This is a genomic window from Pseudomonas sp. PB101, assembly GCF_009764265.1.
Classification (GTDB): domain Bacteria; phylum Pseudomonadota; class Gammaproteobacteria; order Pseudomonadales; family Pseudomonadaceae; genus Aquipseudomonas.
Window position 1 is genome coordinate 36,191 of record NZ_RWIR01000025.1, and the last position, 16,660, is coordinate 52,850.

The 16,660-nt window shown below is 60.5% G+C and carries 13 protein-coding genes; 9 read left to right on the forward strand and 4 right to left on the reverse strand.

The window, feature by feature from the left end; all coding sequences use genetic code 11:
- Nucleotides 1-157 precede the first annotated feature (157 nt).
- Entirely contained in the window at nt 158-1,969 is a 1,812-nt protein-coding gene (locus tag EI969_RS08215) for a sodium:proton antiporter (protein WP_160387026.1), read from the reverse strand.
- 107 nt (nt 1,970-2,076) lie between these two features.
- Between EI969_RS08215 and xerD the strand changes: the two genes are divergently transcribed.
- From xerD to EI969_RS08245, 6 genes are all read left to right on the forward strand, one after another.
- On the forward strand, nt 2,077-2,973 hold the full coding sequence (gene xerD / locus EI969_RS08220; protein WP_160387027.1) for a site-specific tyrosine recombinase XerD: 897 nt from the start codon (nt 2,077-2,079) through the stop codon (nt 2,971-2,973).
- Nucleotides 2,974-3,227: 254 nt separating this feature from the next.
- Complete coding sequence (dsbC, locus tag EI969_RS08225; RefSeq protein ID WP_150715434.1) at nt 3,228-3,959, forward strand: bifunctional protein-disulfide isomerase/oxidoreductase DsbC; 732 nt, start codon at nt 3,228-3,230, stop codon at nt 3,957-3,959.
- Between the two features lie 133 nt (nt 3,960-4,092).
- The gene (locus EI969_RS08230; protein WP_007998527.1) at nt 4,093-5,397 is read left to right on the forward strand and encodes a homoserine dehydrogenase; all 1,305 of its coding nucleotides are present in this window, start codon (nt 4,093-4,095) and stop codon (nt 5,395-5,397) included.
- Nucleotides 5,398-5,463: 66 nt separating this feature from the next.
- Nucleotides 5,464-6,873: a threonine synthase gene (gene thrC / locus EI969_RS08235; protein ID WP_075945553.1), complete on the forward strand. Its 1,410-nt coding sequence runs from the start codon at nt 5,464-5,466 to the stop codon at nt 6,871-6,873.
- Nucleotides 6,874-6,992: 119 nt separating this feature from the next.
- The gene (locus tag EI969_RS08240; RefSeq protein ID WP_160387028.1) at nt 6,993-8,348 is read left to right on the forward strand and encodes a transporter substrate-binding domain-containing protein; all 1,356 of its coding nucleotides are present in this window, start codon (nt 6,993-6,995) and stop codon (nt 8,346-8,348) included.
- Nucleotides 8,349-8,509: 161 nt separating this feature from the next.
- Nucleotides 8,510-8,797 carry a DUF3509 domain-containing protein gene (locus tag EI969_RS08245; RefSeq protein WP_160387029.1) on the forward strand — a complete coding sequence of 96 codons (288 nt, stop codon included), beginning with the start codon at nt 8,510-8,512 and terminating at the stop codon, nt 8,795-8,797.
- 170 nt (nt 8,798-8,967) lie between these two features.
- Here the strand turns inward: EI969_RS08245 and EI969_RS08250 are convergent, their stop codons facing one another.
- The gene (locus tag EI969_RS08250) at nt 8,968-9,936 is read right to left on the reverse strand and encodes a TIGR02285 family protein (RefSeq protein ID WP_160387030.1); all 969 of its coding nucleotides are present in this window, start codon (nt 9,934-9,936) and stop codon (nt 8,968-8,970) included.
- Nucleotides 9,890-11,089, reverse strand: coding sequence for a CaiB/BaiF CoA-transferase family protein (locus EI969_RS08255; protein WP_160387031.1), 1,200 nt, complete (start codon nt 11,087-11,089; stop codon nt 9,890-9,892). The genes EI969_RS08250 and EI969_RS08255 overlap by 47 nt, the downstream gene beginning before the upstream one ends.
- A 147-nt stretch (nt 11,090-11,236) precedes the next feature.
- Between EI969_RS08255 and EI969_RS08260 the strand changes: the two genes are divergently transcribed.
- The 3 genes from EI969_RS08260 (at nt 11,237) to EI969_RS08270 (ending at nt 14,845) form a co-directional block, all read left to right on the forward strand.
- On the forward strand, nt 11,237-11,779 hold the full coding sequence (locus tag EI969_RS08260; protein ID WP_160387032.1) for a YaeQ family protein: 543 nt from the start codon (nt 11,237-11,239) through the stop codon (nt 11,777-11,779).
- Between the two features lie 67 nt (nt 11,780-11,846).
- Entirely contained in the window at nt 11,847-13,556 is a 1,710-nt protein-coding gene (gene recJ, locus EI969_RS08265; protein ID WP_160387033.1) for a single-stranded-DNA-specific exonuclease RecJ, read from the forward strand.
- Nucleotides 13,557-13,738: 182 nt separating this feature from the next.
- A complete protein-coding gene (locus tag EI969_RS08270; RefSeq protein ID WP_160387034.1) occupies nt 13,739-14,845 on the forward strand; it encodes an NADH:flavin oxidoreductase/NADH oxidase in 1,107 nt (368 codons plus the stop codon).
- A gap of 67 nt (nt 14,846-14,912) precedes the next feature.
- Here the strand turns inward: EI969_RS08270 and glpD are convergent, their stop codons facing one another.
- Nucleotides 14,913-16,451, reverse strand: a complete 1,539-nt coding sequence (gene glpD / locus EI969_RS08275) for a glycerol-3-phosphate dehydrogenase (protein WP_160387035.1) — start codon at nt 16,449-16,451, stop codon at nt 14,913-14,915.
- Nucleotides 16,452-16,660: the final 209 nt, after the last annotated feature.

Here is a 16,660-nt window from a genome sequence, read left to right on the forward strand (position 1 = left end):
CTCGCGAAGGACGTCAACGATAACGCGCCCTTTCTGGATGAGCGCGTTATCCATACGTTTTTCGCGAGCAGGCTCGCTCCCACAGTGGATCTTCAGTGGGCGCAATATTTGTGAGCACTAAAGGTCATTGTGGGAGCGAGCTTGCTCGCGATGGGGTTTAGCCGGCCCCAACAGTCTCCGGCTGAATCAGCGCCAACAAGGTCCACCCCGCCGAAGGTTTCAACGAGCTCTCCGGCGTCACCACATGCACCCAGCCACTGTCATCGCGCACAAACATCAAAGTGGCGCGATCACCATGCAATGCCTGGTAATCATCCCAGCCGAAGCCATCCGTCAATGTCGTGCTGTACAGCTGCGAACCCTGGCTCAGTTGGCTGGCGAGTTTGGCGTAGGTCAGCGCTTCGCTGCCCAGTTGATTGCCGCGATGCTCCAGGCTGGTGCGGTGCTTGTCGGTGCGACGGCTTTCCTGGCCGCTGGCCAGGCCGAACATGCGCTGATGGCCCAGTTCATGACGAAAGCGCATCAGCGCCAAGGTGTTCATTTCGCCGGAGGGTGATAGCGCGAGCAAATGCCCCAGGCCTACCAGGTCCAGATGCGCATCGGCATGTTGCGACGCCGGGTTGCCAAAATAGGTCGGCAAACCTTCCATGCGGGCTGCCCGAATGTTTTCCCAGCTCGAATCCGTCAGCAGCACCCGGCTGCCCAGCTGTTGCAGCGCCTTGCCCAGCGTGCGCGCAGGCCCGTTGGCACCGATGAGCAGGAAACCGCTTGGCGCCGGTTCCGCCACCTTCAGCAGGCGTGCCAGAGGACGTGCCGTCGCGCTTTGCAACACGACGGTGCCGATGATCACTGCAAAGGTGAGCGGCACGAGCAGCAATGCCCCCTGATGACCGGCCTCATGCAGGCGGATGGCGAAGATTGCCGACACCGCTGCCGCCACGATGCCCCTCGGGGCAATCCACGCCAACAGGCTGCGCTCGCGCCAGCTCAGGCTGGAGCCCGCCGTGCTCAGCAGCACATTCAAGGGGCGGGCGATGAACTGAATGACCAGCAGCAGAATCAGCACCAGAGGCCCGAGGCCGATCATGGCGTTCAGGTCCAGCCGTGCCGCCAGCAGAATGAACAGGCCGGAGATCAGCAGTACGCTGAGGTTCTCCTTGAAGTGCAGGATGTGCCGCACATCGACGCCTTTCATGTTGGCCAGCCACATGCCCATCAGCGTCACGGCGAGCAACCCGGATTCATGGGTGACCTCGTTGGAGGCTATGAAAATACCCAGGACCGCCGCGAGCGCTGCCAGGTTATGCAGATATTCCGGCAGCCACTGGCGACGAATCAAAGTCCCGAGCAACCAGCCACCAAAAATACCGAACAGGCTGCCGCACAAAATCACCCCACCGAAGGTCAGCAGGCTTTCTTTGAGCCCGTTACCTTCGGCGCTGGCGATGATGAAGCTATAGACGACCACCGCCAGCAGAGCGCCGATAGGGTCGATGACGATACCTTCCCAGCGCAGGATGTTGGCAATCGAGGCTTTCGGGCGCACCACGCGCAGCATCGGTACGATCACGGTCGGCCCGGTCACCAGCGTCAGGCTGCCGAACAGGATGGCCAGCATCCAGTCGAAATCCAGCAGCCAGTGGGTGGCGACAGCAATGACCGCCCAGGTGGAGAGGGCACCAATGGTGACCAGTCGGTGGACGACGCTGCCGATCTCGCGCCATTCGGACAGATGCAGGGTCAGGCTGCCTTCGAACAGGATCAGTGCTACCGCCAGGGACACCAGCGGCATCAGCAACGGTCCGAACAACTCTTGCGGGTCGAGCAAGTGCAGTACGGGGCCGACCAGAATGCCGGTCAGCAGCAGGAAAAGAATCGCCGGCAGTTTCAAGCGCCAGGCCAGCCACTGGCAAAGCAGCGCCGCCGCGCCGATCCCGCCAAATGCCAATAAAATCTGCTGCTCGCTCATTGCTGCTCCCTGTTCCTTGTAATGGCGGCCTATGAAAGACTAGCGACCGTTTCCATGTCCATTTTTAATTTTGTGCGCAGTTTCAAGACTGTGTGATTTGAGTGCCCATGCCCGCCATCGAACACCCACTGATAGACCAATTCCTCGATGCCCTGTGGCTGGAGAAAGGCCTTTCCGACAATACCCGCGATGCCTATCGCAGTGACCTGGCGCTGTTCAATGGCTGGTTGCAGGACAAAGGGCTGGAGCTGGTCAATGCCGGGCGAGAGTTGATCCTCGACCACCTGGCCTGGCGCCTGGAGCAAAACTACAAACCTCGTTCCACCGCGCGATTTCTCTCGGGGGTACGCGGTTTTTATCGTTATCTGCTGCGGGAAAAAATGATCGCCGTCGATCCAACGCTACGGGTTGATATGCCGCAGCTCGGCAGGCCGCTGCCGAAATCCCTGTCGGAGGCCGACGTCGAAGCGCTGTTGGCAGCGCCGGACTTGTGCGAAGCCATCGGTCAGCGCGACCGGGCCATGCTTGAAGTGCTGTATGCCTGCGGCTTGCGCGTGACCGAGCTGATCAGCCTGACGCTGGAACAGGTCAATTTGCGTCAGGGCGTGTTGCGGGTGATGGGCAAGGGCAGCAAGGAACGGCTGGTGCCGATGGGCGAGGAGGCGATTGTCTGGGTCGAACGCTACATGCGCGATGCCCGCGGCGAACTGCTGGGCGGGCGCCCCAGCGATGTACTGTTCCCGAGCCAGCGTGGCGAGCAGATGACCCGCCAGACCTTCTGGCACCGGATCAAGCACCAGGCCAAGGTGGCCGGGATCGGCAAATCGCTGTCGCCGCACACCTTGCGCCATGCCTTCGCCACGCACCTGCTCAACCACGGCGCAGACCTGCGGGTGGTGCAGATGCTGCTGGGGCACAGCGACTTGTCGACGACGCAGATCTACACCCATGTTGCCCGGGCGCGGTTGCAGGATCTGCATGCCAAACACCACCCCCGGGGTTAACCGAAACCCTGTGGGAGCGAGCTTGCTCGCGATAGCGGCCTGACAGTCGATACATGTTTTGGATGTGATGCCGTCATCGCGAGCAAGCTCGCTCCCACAGGGGGGTGTGGTGATCACAATGTCTTGTGTCAGGTGCATTCGGCCATGCGAACCTTATGTGATAGGCTTGGCCGGTTTGCACGATGGGCGGTTATGACCCGGTGTTTCGGCACGGGCGTTCTGATCGTCCCATATGTTCGCCTTCAGGAGTTCTCATGCGTCTGACCCAGATTTTCGCCGCCGCAGCCATTGCGTTGGTCAGCACCTTTGCCGTTGCCGATGACGCGGCCGACAAAGCCATTCGTAAAAGCCTGGAAAACCTCCAGCTCGAAGTGCCGGTAGAGACCATCACCGCCAGCCCGTTGCCGGGCCTGTACGAAGTCAAACTAAAAGGCAGCCGTGTGCTGTACGCCAGCGCCGACGGCCAGTACGTGGTTCAGGGCTACCTGTTCGATCTCAAGGACGGCAAGCCGGTCAACCTGACCGAGAAGACCGAGCGCCTGGGCATCTCCAAGCTGGTCAACGACATCCCGGTTGCCGAAACCGTTGTCTACCCGGCCATCGGCGAAACCAAGTCGCACATCACCGTATTCACCGACACCACCTGCCCGTACTGCCACAAACTCCACGCCGAAGTGCCCGAGCTGAACAAGCGCGGCATCGAAGTGCGTTATGTAGCGTTCCCCCGTCAGGGCCTTGGCTCGCCGGGTGACGAACAGCTGCAGGCAGTGTGGTGCTCGAAAGACAAGAAAGCGGCCATGGACAAAATGGTCGACGGCAAGGAAATCAAGGCCGCCAAGTGCGATAACCCGGTTTCCAAACAGTTCGCACTCGGCCAGTCGATCGGCGTGAACGGCACACCGGCCATCGTTTTGGCCGACGGTCAGGTCATTCCGGGCTACCAGCCTGCGCCACAAGTCGCCAAACTGGCGCTGGGCGCGAAGTAAATTCGCATCGTCACGGTCAGCCGGTGACGATCGTGGTCCGGCAGTTGCATCGCCGGGCCATCAATAGAGAGCCGCGAGCACGCGGTTGTTTTCACGGCCGGCCTCGAGTCGGCCGTTTTATGGGGAGTTCACAGTGAAACCGGTCAAAGTAGGCATCTGTGGGTTAGGGACCGTCGGTGGCGGTACCTTCAACGTACTTCAGCGTAACGCCGAGGAAATTGCTCGTCGTGCCGGGCGTGGGATCGAAGTGGCACAAATTGCCATGCGCACGCCAAAGCCTCAGTTCCAAACGACCGGTATTGCGATTACCAACGATGTCTTCGAAGTGGCCACGAACCCTGAGATCGACATCGTCATAGAGCTGATGGGCGGCTACACCGTTGCCCGCGAGCTGGTACTCAAGGCCATCGAGAATGGCAAGCATGTGGTCACCGCGAACAAGGCGCTTATCGCCGTTCACGGTAATGAAATTTTCGCCAAGGCTCGCGAGAAGGGCGTGATCGTTGCGTTCGAAGCGGCCGTGGCCGGAGGCATTCCGGTGATCAAGGCGATCCGTGAAGGCCTGTCCGCCAACCGCATCAACTGGGTGGCCGGCATCATCAACGGCACCGGCAACTTCATCCTCACGGAAATGCGCGAGAAGGGTCGCACCTTCGAAGACGTATTGGCCGAAGCCCAGGCCCTGGGTTACGCCGAAGCCGATCCGACCTTCGACGTCGAGGGTATCGATGCGGCTCACAAGCTGACGATCCTGGCTTCGATTGCATTCGGTATTCCGCTGCAATTCGACAAGGCTTACACCGAAGGCATCACCAAGCTGACCACCGCCGACGTCAACTACGCCGAAGCGCTGGGCTACCGCATCAAGCACCTGGGCGTGGCGCGCAGCACCGCGGCCGGTATCGAGTTGCGCGTGCACCCGACGCTGATCCCGGCCGATCGCCTGATCGCCAACGTCAACGGCGTAATGAACGCAGTGATGGTCAACGGCGATGCTGCCGGTTCGACCCTGTTCTACGGTGCCGGTGCCGGCATGGAACCGACCGCTTCGTCGGTGATCGCCGACCTGGTGGACGTGGTCCGCGCCATGACTTCCGACCCGGAAAACCGCGTACCGCACCTGGCATTCCAGCCGGATTCGCTGTCGGCGCACCCGATCCTGCCGATCGAAGCCTGCGAAAGTGCCTACTACCTGCGTATTCAGGCCAAGGACCATCCGGGCGTGTTGGCTCAGGTCGCGAGCATCCTCTCGGAGCGCGGCATCAACATCGAGTCGATCATGCAGAAGGAAGCCGAGGAGCACGACGGCCTGGTGCCAATGATCCTGCTGACCCACCGCGTGCTGGAACAGCATATCAATGACGCCATCGCTGCCCTGGAAGCCTTGGCGGGTGTGGTCGGTCCGGTCGTACGGATCCGTGTCGAGCACCTGAACTAAGTCGTTATCGTTGACCGGGCTCGCTGGCGGGCCCGGCACTACGAACACTGTCCATTGGAGTCAGTCATGCGTTACATCAGTACCCGCGGCCAGGCACCGGCCCTGAATTTCGAAGACGTCCTGCTGGCAGGTCTTGCCACCGACGGCGGTCTGTACGTCCCGGAAAACCTGCCACGTTTCACCCAGGAAGAAATCGCCTCCTGGGCCGGCCTGCCGTATCACGAGCTGGCTTTTCGCGTCATGCGCCCGTTCGTCACCGGCAGCATTCCGGATGCCGATTTCAAAAAGATCCTCGAAGAAACCTACGGTGTATTCGCGCATAGCGCCGTTGCGCCGCTGCGTCAGTTGAACGGCAACGAATGGGTGCTGGAGCTGTTCCACGGCCCGACCCTGGCGTTCAAGGACTTTGCCCTGCAACTGCTCGGTCGCCTGCTCGACTATGTGCTGGAAAAGCGCGGCGAGCGCGTGGTGATCGTCGGCGCCACCTCCGGTGACACCGGTTCGGCCGCCATCGAAGGCTGCAAGCACTGCGAAAACGTCGACATCTTCATCCTGCACCCGCATAACCGCGTGTCCGAAGTGCAGCGTCGGCAGATGACCACCATCTTCGGTGAGAACATCCACAACATCGCCATCGAAGGCAACTTCGATGACTGCCAGGAAATGGTCAAGGCCAGCTTCGCCGACCAGGGTTTCCTCAAGGGCACGCGCCTGGTGGCGGTGAACTCGATCAACTGGGCGCGGATCATGGCCCAGATCGTTTACTACTTCCATGCAGCCCTGCAACTGGGCGGCCCGGCGCGTTCGGTGTCGTTCTCGGTGCCGACCGGCAACTTCGGCGACATCTTCGCCGGTTACCTGGCGCGCAACATGGGCCTGCCGATCAACCAGTTGATCGTCGCCACCAACCGCAACGACATCCTGCACCGCTTCATGAGCGGCAACCAGTACGTCAAGGAAACCCTGCACGCCACGTTGTCGCCGTCCATGGACATCATGGTGTCGTCGAACTTCGAACGCCTGCTGTTCGACCTGCACGGTCGCAACGGCGCGGCCATCGCCGGGCTGATGGATTCGTTCAAGCAGGGCGGCGGTTTCAGCGTCGAGCAAGAGCGCTGGACCGAAGCCCGCAAGCTGTTCGATTCGCTGGCCGTGGATGATGCGCAAACCTGCGAAACCATCGCCGAGGTCTACGAGCAGACCGGCGAAGTGCTGGATCCGCACACGGCCATCGGCGTCAAAGCTGCGCGTGAATGCCGCCGTAGCCTGGACATTCCAATGGTGATCCTGGGTACCGCCCACCCGGTCAAATTCCCGGACGCCGTGGAAAAAGCCGGTGTAGGAAAAGCGCTCGAACTGCCTGTACATCTTTCTGATTTGTTTGAACGAGACGAACGTTGCACCGTATTGCCAAATGACTTGAAAGCCGTACAGGCCTTTGTCAGCCAGCATGGCAACCGTGGCAAGCCGCTGTAACCGGTCAGTACTGTTACATTTTGAAGCCCGTCTCCTGACGGGCTTTTTCATTTCTGCATGCACACTTGTCGTGTTATCGCCGCGAAAGGACGGGCGAGTGAATCACCAAGGACGTGGGAATGCTGTTTACAAGTGTGTTCAAGCCAGTCGCGCGCTGGCTGTTTTTATTTGCCGCCCTGGGAGTCGTCGGTTGGGGTTTGGCGAGCCCTGCATTGATTCAGGAACGTGGGAAGTCTGTCGCACGTTCAATGGTCGTGCTGGATGATGAGGAGCTGCAGTGGGTGGCCAGCCATCCACGGGTCGTGGTCGCGGCACTGGAATACCCGTTGTACCAGTTCAAGGATGAGTATGGTCAATGGACGGGCCTGAACAGTGAGCTGCTCAAACGCATCAGTGACATGACGGGGTTGCAGTTCGATTACGTAGAGTCTTTTTCCGTCGATCAGATGCTGGCACGCCTTGAAGGCGGCTCGGCGGATTTGAGCACCACACTGTCAATGAATGACGAGCGCAGGGCGTTTCTTGATTTCAGCCATGCGTTCGGTGGTGCAGGATGGGTCTTTGTCGGACAGGCCGAGGCACCGCCGGTGCAGGCGCTGGAGGAGCTGGCGAAGCGGGTACTGGTGCTGCCGGCCCGGCATGCGCTGGAAGCGATGATCCGTCGCGATTATCCGTCCATCGAATTGCGTTCGGTCAAGACCTACGCCGAAGCTCGTGCCTGGGTTGAAAGCGGCGAAGCCTATGCCACCATCGAAAGCGAAATCGGCACCCAGCTTTTACCGTCGGGCCGGTTGCAGGTCGGCGCTGCGGTGCCGGACAAATGGGATGCGGATTATCTGGCGGTGCGCAAAGGCCAGCCGCAGTTGCTGAGTATCCTCAACAAGGCGCTTGCGGCGTTTCCCGAACAGGAGCTGCGCACCCTGCGCCTGAAGTGGTTCGGTGGCACTTTCACGCCACCAGCGCCAGGCTTCTGGCAGCTGATTGACTCGTGGGTCTGCTGGGGCATGTTTGTGCTCAGCCTGTTCGGCCTGTTGTCCCTGATCTGGAATCGGCGGCTGGCGGTGGTGGTCAGGCAGCGGATCGAAGCGCAAAGAAGCCTGCGCGACCAGCTCGCATTCCAGCATGCGCTGATGGATGCCATGCCGGACCCGATGTTTGTACGTGACCTGCAAGGGCGTTTGATCATGTGCAACAAGAGTTATGAGGACGCCTTGTCGACGCGTTTCGACCGAATGCAGGGGCGGCAGTTGATCGAGGTCGATGTCTTGCCCAGGCAAACCGCGCAACTGCTGCATGCCGAGTTCATGGCGCAACTGGGTACGCGCCGCACGCGCTTCTTCGAGCGGCAATTGCTGTTCAAGGACGGTCTCAGGGATATCTACCAGTGGACCGTGCCGTTCTACACGGCGGATGGCGAGCTGCGAGGATTGTTGGGAGGCTGGGCCGACATTGCCCGACGTAGCCGACAGACGTGATGGTCGGGTTTTTTCTCTGTCATGTTCGCCGTGCATGCTCTCTTGACTGCACGGCAGCTTCGCCTGTGGTCAGTCTCCAGAACTTTCTTCTCGGGCCAGTGGTCATTTGTCATACGCATGCCCCAGGCACATTGTTTTCGGACTATTGAGTGGTGATCGGGATGGAAAGTATCAGTTTGTTGCTCGGTGAGGCGCTGAGCCCGTATCAGGTCACATTGACCCCGTCAGGCGTTCGTGGCGAATGCCGGGTGACCTTGAAGAATGCCATCGGCGCAACCGTGGTCGAGCGCGAGTTCAATCAGGCTCAGTTGAATGACAAGCGCCTGCTGACGGATGTGGTCGACGGTTTGCATCGCGACGTGCTGATTGCTGAAGGGCGCCTTGAGCCATGTGTCATCGCGGCATTGCGTAATGCGGCGCAGGACAAGCTTCCGGCAAGCCGCAATTGAACGGATTTCTGTGGGAACCTTCCTGCGGCCAGGTCAGTCAGACTTTGTAACAGCAGGATCAAGCATTGTGCTCCGGTGCTTGTAGCTTGCTGCCACTGGTCTCCAGGTAGACCACGTTTAACCCCGGGTCGTCTCCCCACTTCCCGGGGTTTCTTTTTGCCCGGAATTTGTCATGGCTGTGCCAGATCGTCGAAAAACGCCTTGGTGTCTTTCAGGTAATCGCTGCGGCTTTCGGGATCCAGCCAGGCGGCGTAAGCCTCATCAAGGCGTTCGCGGGGCAGGGTGCGCAGCACCTGGTTGATTTCGACGATGGCCTGGTGGCCCTTCGGCGTGTTGGTGCAACCAATGTAGCCGGACAGGTATTTACCCGTGCCACGGATCGGATAGAACTGCAGCTCATCCTCGGCGATGCCTTGCTGTGAAGCCTGGTAGCGGATTTCCGGTCGATAGCCCAACAGCAGGCGCAAACGCCCAAGGCGCTGCATTTGCAGGAGGCTGCCCAAGGCGTCGTTGCCGTAATGAGGCATGAGCACGTCGGCTGGCGCTTGCTTGAGCAGCCCGTCGAGGTATTCGCCGTAATTGCGCTCGGCAATAACCCCCAGTTTTTCGCTGCCACTGGCGAGCAACTCTACGAGGTCCACTTCGCCGTCCTTGATAAAGGGGGCGAGCACCTTCTGATCGACGCGCCGCACGGCCAGGCCATTGCTCATGGCCCGGAAGACCGGGATGGAAAAGGCAATCCACTGTTCGCGCTCCTTGCTCCAGTTCAGCGCCGCGTCGCAGACCAGGGCCGGCTCGTGAAGCATTTGCAGCCCACGCGCGCGATTGACCCTCATCACGCTGTGCTGGTATTGCGGCATGCCCGCAATCAACAGTGGGAGCAATTGATCGATAACGCCCTGACCCTTTTTCGGTCCGTCGAAAATCGTCAGGGGTGGCAGGTCACGCTTGAGCCAGATCAGGGTTTCCCTGGTTTGCGCCAAGGCTGACGGGACCGGTCCAAGGAGCAGGAGCAAAGTCGCCAGCACGCAAAGCAGCCAGCCGCCGCGCGACGGGCAGCACCCGATCGCCCCTGCAGGCAGGCGCCTCAGATCAGATGGCTCCGTCTTTGCGCAACTGTGCGATCTGCGACGCGTCATAGCCAAGTTCCTGGAGTACCTGTGCGTTGTGCTCACCCAGTTGTGGCCCGACCCATTCACATTCACCGGGTGTCTCTGAGAGTTTCGGCACAATCCCCGGCATCTTGAAGTCTTTGCCGTCCGGCAGCTTGGCCTGCAGGAACATTTCCCGCGCCAGGTACTGAGGATCATTGAACATGTCCTCGGCACTGAAGATCCGGCTGGCCGGCACGTCGGCCTGATTGAGCAGCGCCAGCACGGTGTCCAGCGGCAACGAGTTGACCCAGCGATCGATGACACCGTAAAGCTCGTCGCGTCGGGCATCGCGGCCATCATTGCTGGCAAGCAGTGGGTCGTTGGCCAGGTCTTCCCGGCCAATGATCAGCATGAAGCGTTTGAAAATGGCGTCGCCATTGGCACCGATCTGTACGTGCTTGCCGTCGGCACTGGTGTGGATCGAGGAGGGGGTAATGCCGGGCATGATATTGCCCGTGCGTTCGCGGATGAAGCCGAACACATCGAACTCCGGAACCATGCTCTCCATCATCGCGAAGATGGCTTCATACAGGGCCACGTCCACCACTTGCCCCTGGCCGCCGTTGACCTCGCGATGACGCAGGGCCATCAGCGCGCCGATCACGCCCCAGAGCGCGGCAATCGAGTCACCGATGGAAATGCCGGTGCGCACGGGCGGCCGGTCTTCGAAGCCAGTGATATAACGCAGGCCGCCCATGGATTCTCCGACCGCACCAAAGCCGGGCTGATCTTTCATCGGGCCGGTCTGGCCGAATCCCGACAGCCGCACCATGACCAGTTTCGGGTTCAAGGCGTGCAGGACATCCCAGCCCAGGCCGAGTTTTTCCAGGACGCCGGGACGAAAGTTCTCGATCAGGATGTCGGCTTCACCCAGCAGTTGTTTGAGGATCGCCAGGCCGTCGGGGTGCTTGAGGTTGAGGGTCAGGGACTTTTTATTGCGGGCCTGGACGAACCACCACAACGAAGTGCCTTCATACAACTTGCGCCATTTGCGCAACGGATCACCGCCGTCCGGGGATTCGATCTTGATCACATCGGCCCCGAATTCAGCGCAAATGCGCGAGGCAAACGGGCCGGCAATCAAGGTGCCCAATTCGATGACTTTCAGACCGGAAAGCGGTTTGGCGGTGAACGGCATGCGGGATCCTGCTGGACAAGGGATGAGCGAATACAGCGTTTTAACATAGCCGACTGTCAGGCGCTTCAGGTTGATCACCTTCAATTCGTGGATTGCCCGTCGCATCGGTTAGACTTGCCGCCTTTCCTCGTATCAAGAAGCCCGTTCATGGCCCAGCCGTCCACGACCTACAAGTTTGAACTGAACCTCACCGACCTCGACCGCAGCGTCTATGAGAGCGTGAAGCAGACCATCGCCCGTCACCCTTCGGAAACCGAAGAGCGCATGACCGTGCGCCTGCTGGCCTACGCCCTCTGGTACAACGAACAGCTGTCGTTCGGCCGTGGTCTGTCGGAAGTGGATGAACCAGCCTTGTGGGAAAAAAGCCTGGATGACCGCGTTCTGCACTGGATCGAAGTCGGCCAGCCGGATGCCGAGCGCCTGACCTGGTGTTCGCGCCGCACTGAACGCACCAGCCTGCTGGCCTATGGCAGCCTGCGTGTATGGGAAGGCAAAGTGATCCCGGCGATCAAGAATCTGAAAAACGTACATATCGCGGCTGTTCCGCAGGAAGTCCTGGAAACCCTGGCCAAAGACATGCCGCGCGTCATCAAGTGGGACGTGATGATCAGCGAAGGGACGATTTTCGTCACCGACGACCGTGGTCAGCACGAAGTCCAGTTGCAGTGGCTTAGCGGCGAACGCGGCTGATTTTTTTCCGCTTTAGCGTGTCACCCGGTTTTTATCCTACGTATTCAAGAGAAGCTCCCGTCACCCCATGCGCATCGAACCCCGCCTGCTGCCCGACACCCTGCCATTCCTCGGTGATATTCCGCCACTGCTGACCCGCCTGTACGCGGCGCGGGGTGTGCAATCCGAGGCAGAACTGGACAAGAGCCTGGCGCGGTTGATTCCGTTCCAGCAGCTCAAGGGTATCGACGCCGCGGTTGACCTGCTGGTGACTGCGCTCGAACAGCGCCAGCGCATTCTGATCGTTGGCGACTTCGATGCCGACGGCGCGACGGCCAGCACCGTGGGCACGCTGGGTCTGCGTTTGCTGGGGGCGGCACATGTCGACTACCTGGTGCCGAACCGCTTCGACTACGGCTACGGCCTGACACCGGAAATCGTCGCCGTTGCGCTGGAGCGACAGCCGCATTTGCTGATTACCGTCGATAATGGCATCTCCAGCGTTGAAGGCGTGGCCGCGGCGAAAAAGGCCGGGCTCAAGGTGCTGGTCACCGACCACCACTTGCCGGGTGACGAACTGCCGCTGGCCGATGCCATCGTCAATCCGAACCAGCCCGGTTGCGAATTCCCGAGCAAGGCGCTGGCCGGTGTCGGGGTGATTTTCTACGTATTGATGGCCTTGCGTGCGCGGTTGCGCGAGCTCGGCTGGTACACAAGCAAGCCACAGCCGAATATCGGCGAACTGCTGGATCTGGTGGCTCTTGGCAGTGTGGCCGACGTGGTGCCGCTGGATGCCAACAACCGGATTCTGGTGCATCAGGGCCTGGAACGGATTCGCGCCGGACGTGCCCGGCCGGGGATCAAGGCGATCCTCGAAGTAGCCAAGCGCGACCATGCGCGCATCACCTCCACCGACCTCGGTTTCATCGTCGGTCCGCGCCTGAACGCGGCAGGGCGCCTGGATGACATGAGCCTGGGCATCGAATGCCTGCTGACCGAAGACGCGGGGCTGGCGCGTGAAATGGCGGCTCAATTGGACGGTATGAACCAGGATCGAAAATCCATCGAGCAGGGCATGCAGCGTGAAGCGCTGGCCCAGCTCAAGGATTTGCCGGTGGAGTCGATGCCGTTCGGCTTGTGCCTGTTCGATCCGGAGTGGCATCAGGGCGTCATCGGTATCCTCGCGTCGCGGATGAAAGAGCGCTATTTCCGCCCGACCATCGCCTTTGCCGATGCCGGAGATGGCTTGCTCAAGGGCTCGGGACGTTCGGTGCAGGGCTTTCACATTCGCGACGCCCTGAGCGTGGTGGCGGCGCAGCATCCGAATCTGATCACCAAGTACGGCGGCCACGCGATGGCGGCCGGGCTGACGCTGCCGGAGGCGAACTTCCCCTTGTTCGCCGAAGCCTTTGACGCTGAAGTGCGTCGGCAACTGCGCGAAGAAGACCTGACTGGCCGTCTGCTGTCGGACGGCACCCTGGCGGTGGAAGAGTTTCACCTGGAACTGGCCCGCGCCCTGCGGCATGCCGGCCCTTGGGGGCAGCACTTCCCTGAGCCGTTGTTTCATGGGGTGTTCCAGTTGGTCGAGCAGCGGGTGGTGGGCGAACGGCACCTCAAGGTCGTGCTGAAAAGCGAATGTGGTTCGGTGAAGCTCGACGGCATTGCCTTCGGGATCGACCGCGATATCTGGCCGAATCCGACCATCAAATGGGTGGAGCTGGCCTACAAACTCGACCTCAACGAGTTTCGTGGCAATGAGACGGTTCAATTGATGATTGCCCACATCGAACCGCGTTGATCCGACACCTGTGAGGGCGACATCCCCCGATGTCGACTAGGCTCTAAACACTGCTTGATTTTGGCCTTGTGACGTCTTGTCGAATTTTTTGCCCGCGGGGGCGGGTGCTGTACCTTTTTCCTGTCACTCGTCGACTATTCAAACAGAACCTGGAGCCTGCCCACTGATTCGAGAGGTGCCCCATGAGTCTGCTGCTTGAACCCTTTACCCTGCGCCAACTGACCCTGCCCAACCGCATCGCGGTATCGCCGATGTGCCAGTATTCCAGTGCCGATGGCCTGGCCAATGACTGGCACCTGGTCCACCTCGGCAGCCGTGCTGTCGGCGGCGCCGGGCTGGTGTTTACCGAGGCCACGGCGGTGACCGCCGACGGGCGAATCACCGCTCAGGACCTTGGTCTGTGGAATGACGAGCAAATCGAACCTCTGCAACGCATCACCCGTTTCATCACCGCCCAGGGGGCCGTTGCTGGCATTCAACTGGCCCATGCCGGGCGCAAGGCCAGTACCTACCGGCCCTGGCTCGGCAAGCATGGCAGCGTCAAACCCGACGAGGGCGGCTGGGTGCCAGTCGGACCTTCGCCGATTGCGTTCGACCCGCAGCACACCCAACCCAGACAATTGGATGAAGGCGAGATCGCCCAGGTGATCCAGGCCTTTGTCGATGCGGCAAAACGCTCCCTGACCGCCGGTTTCAAGGTGGTCGAAGTGCACGCCGCCCATGGTTACCTGCTGCATCAGTTCCTGTCGCCGTTGAGCAATCAGCGTCGCGATCAATATGGCGGCTCCTTCGAAAATCGCATTCGGCTGGTGCTGCAGGTCACCGAAGCGGTGCGTGCGGTCTGGCCTGAAGAGTTGCCGGTGTTTGTCCGGGTCTCGGCCACCGACTGGGTGGAAGACGGCTGGAACCCGGATGAAACCGTGGAGCTGGCGCGTCGTCTGAAAAACCTGGGGGCGGACCTGATCGACGTTTCGTCGGGCGGGACGGCGGTGAATGCCGAGATTCCCACAGGCCCCGGTTACCAGACCCGCTTCGCCGAACGTGTGCGCAAAGAGTCGGGCATGGCCACCGGCACCGTTGGCATGATCACCGAACCGGCCCAGGCCGAGCACATCCTGCGCACCTGTCAGGCGGACATCATCTTCCTGGCCCGTGAGTTGTTGCGCGATCCGTACTGGGCGCTGCATGCCGATGACGACCTGGGTGGGCACAAGGCCGCGTGGCCCGCGCAGTACCAGCGGGCGACTCACCGCGAGCAACCCATACACGAATCGGATTTGCGCGACTGAAATCCATCGATACGAAAAAGCCCCTGAATCTCGCGATTCAGGGGCTTTTGTTTGTATCGGTTGCCGATCAGGCCGCTTCGATCTTGCTGCGGTTCTGTTCGACCTGGTTCAGGTAGTCCTTGAGCTTGTCCTGCTCGGCGACCGTGGTGAACAAGCCGAGCTTGCTGCGACGCCAGAGGATGTCATGGGCGCTGGTTGCCCATTCTTCGCTGCACAGATAGTCGACTTCACGGGTGTAGAGACCGCCGCCGATGTGCTCGCCCAGATCGCCGAGGTCCTGTACGCCTTCGAGCATGCGCCAGGTGCGGCTGCCGTAGGTGGTGGCCCAGCGGCGAGCGATCTCGCTCGGTACCCAGTCGAACTTGTCGCGGATGCGCGAGCTCAAGGCTTGCGGGGTGGTCATGTCCTCACCGCCCGGCAACGTGGCGCTGGCGGTCCAGCTCGGCTTGATGTGCTTGAAGTACGGTGCCAGTTGCGCCAGCGCCGATTCGGCCAGTTTGCGATAGGTGGTGAGCTTGCCACCGAACACCGACAGCAACGGCGCCTCTTCGCCCGCGCCAGACAGCGCCAGGGTGTAATCGCGGGTCACGGCCGACGGGTTGTCGGACTCGTCGTTGCACAGCGGGCGCACACCGGAATAGCTGTGCAGGATATCGTCGCGGCTGATCTGCTTTTTGAAATGGGCATTGACCACGTTCAGCAGGTAATCGGTTTCGCCGTCGGTGATCGCAACGGCTGCCGGATCGCCGGTGTACTCGCGGTCGGTGGTGCCGATCAGGGTGAAGCGGTTCAGGTACGGAATGGTGAACACGATGCGCTGATCTTCGTTTTGCAGGATATGCGCGTGTTCGCCTTCGTACAGTTTTGGCACGATCAGGTGACTGCCCTGGATCAGGCGGATGCCGTAAGGCGATTCCATCTTCAGGTCATCACGAATGAACTTCGCAACCCATGGTCCGGCCGCATTGACCAATGCCTTGGCGCGGATCGAAAACAGGCTGCCATCGGCGCGTTCCAGATGCAGGTGCCACAGACCCTTGGTGCGACGCGCGCTGACGCAGCGGGTCTGGGTGTGAACGTGAGCGCCTTGTTCCCGGGCGGCCATGGCGTTCAGCACCACTAGGCGTGCGTCGTCGACCCAGCAATCGGAGTATTCGAAGCCTTTGGTGATCTCGCTTTTCAGTGCGCTGTCGGGGCCGAACTTCAGGCTTTTCGAACCTTGCAGTTGCTCGCGCTTGCCCAGGTTGTCATAGAGGAACAGGCCGGCGCGAATCATCCACGCAGGGCGCAGGTGCGGGCGGTGTGGCAGCACGAAGCGCATTTGCTTGACGATATGCGGGGCCTTGGCAAGCAGCACTTCACGTTCAGCCAGCGCTTCACGCACCAGACGAAACTCGTAATGTTCGAGATAGCGCAGGCCGCCGTGAATCAGCTTGCTGCTGGCCGAAGAGGTATGGCTGGCCAGATCATCCTTTTCGCAAAGGAACACCGATAGACCACGGCCGGCGGCATCCGCTGCGATCCCCACGCCATTGATCCCGCCGCCAATGACGGCGATATCGTAGACCTCAGCGAGAGGGGGCGTGGGCAAGGTGGAAGTGGGCATCGGCTCGGCCTCGGAATTCTTTGATGTTCTGTATTTGAATTCGAACATTAATGTTCATTTGCGAAAATACTAGCCCATAAAGACGCGCACAGCCAGTCAGCTTCGATTGAAAATACTCATCGAAGGGCCGATAAAGGAAAATTTACGAACATTGTATTGCGGGGAGTATTGATTGTAGGAGCCGGCTTGCTGGCGATGGCGCCCTTGAA

Bases quoted from the DNA above. Each gene is read 5' to 3' on its own strand.
- glpD (WP_160387035.1), bottom strand. From the start codon at position 16,451: ATGCCCACTTCCACCTTGCCCACGCCCCCTCTCGCTGAGGTCTACGAT.
- EI969_RS08255 (WP_160387031.1), bottom strand. From the start codon at position 11,089: ATGCCGTTCACCGCCAAACCGCTTTCCGGTCTGAAAGTCATCGAATTG.
- dsbC (WP_150715434.1), top strand. From the start codon at position 3,228: ATGCGTCTGACCCAGATTTTCGCCGCCGCAGCCATTGCGTTGGTCAGC.
- thrC (WP_075945553.1), top strand. From the start codon at position 5,464: ATGCGTTACATCAGTACCCGCGGCCAGGCACCGGCCCTGAATTTCGAA.
- xerD (WP_160387027.1), top strand. From the start codon at position 2,077: ATGCCCGCCATCGAACACCCACTGATAGACCAATTCCTCGATGCCCTG.
- EI969_RS08260 (WP_160387032.1), top strand. From the start codon at position 11,237: ATGGCCCAGCCGTCCACGACCTACAAGTTTGAACTGAACCTCACCGAC.
- recJ (WP_160387033.1), top strand. From the start codon at position 11,847: ATGCGCATCGAACCCCGCCTGCTGCCCGACACCCTGCCATTCCTCGGT.
- EI969_RS08270 (WP_160387034.1), top strand. From the start codon at position 13,739: ATGAGTCTGCTGCTTGAACCCTTTACCCTGCGCCAACTGACCCTGCCC.
- EI969_RS08240 (WP_160387028.1), top strand. From the start codon at position 6,993: ATGCTGTTTACAAGTGTGTTCAAGCCAGTCGCGCGCTGGCTGTTTTTA.
- EI969_RS08245 (WP_160387029.1), top strand. From the start codon at position 8,510: ATGGAAAGTATCAGTTTGTTGCTCGGTGAGGCGCTGAGCCCGTATCAG.
- EI969_RS08250 (WP_160387030.1), bottom strand. From the start codon at position 9,936: ATGACGCGTCGCAGATCGCACAGTTGCGCAAAGACGGAGCCATCTGAT.
- EI969_RS08215 (WP_160387026.1), bottom strand. From the start codon at position 1,969: ATGAGCGAGCAGCAGATTTTATTGGCATTTGGCGGGATCGGCGCGGCG.